General features: G+C 48.2%; 1 protein-coding gene. It reads left to right on the top strand.

Annotated elements, in window-relative coordinates; all coding sequences use genetic code 11:
- The coding region (locus R8O11_RS27230; protein ID WP_318194878.1) for an MFS transporter at positions 1-745 on the top strand (745 nt) is incomplete at both ends.

Raw genomic sequence — 745 nt, 5'->3', positions numbered from 1 at the left:
GGTGGCGGTTTGATTGGTCCACTATTCATTTTGGGTCTGTGGGCATTTAACGATGATTGGCGCACCGCATTTTATGTACCTGCATTTTTCGCCACTTTGGTTGCGGTGTTCATTTGGATGACGGTTCGAGATACGCCTCAGTCTTGTGGTCTACCGCCGATTGAAGAGTACAAAGATGACTACCCAGATGACTACGACAAGTCGCATGAACAAGAAATGACGGCGAAGGAAATTTTCTTCAAGTACGTATTCAACAATAAACTGTTGTGGTCGATTGCGATTGCAAACGCGTTTGTTTACTTGATCCGTTACGGTGTGTTGGACTGGGCACCCGTTTATCTAAAAGAAGCGAAGGACTTCTCGGTAGATAAATCGTCTTGGGCTTACTTCCTATACGAGTGGGCGGGTATTCCTGGCACGTTATTGTGTGGTTGGATTTCGGACAAACTGTTCAAAGGCCGTCGTGCACCTGCAGGCATCTTGTTCATGGTATTGGTAACGTTGGCGGTATTGGTTTACTGGTTCAACCCAGCGGGCAACCCAACAATCGATATGATGGCTCTTATCGCGATTGGCTTCTTGATTTACGGCCCTGTCATGCTGATTGGTTTGTATGCACTTGAATTGGCGCCGAAAAAAGCAGCGGGTACTGCTGCTGGTCTAACTGGCTTGTTTGGTTACTTAGGCGGTGCGGTGGCTGCGAACGCGGTTCTTGGTTACACCGTGGACCATTTCGGTTGGGATG

It is taken from the genome of Vibrio sp. 1288 (assembly GCF_033344475.1).
This window is presented reverse-complemented; position numbering and strand designations above follow the sequence as displayed.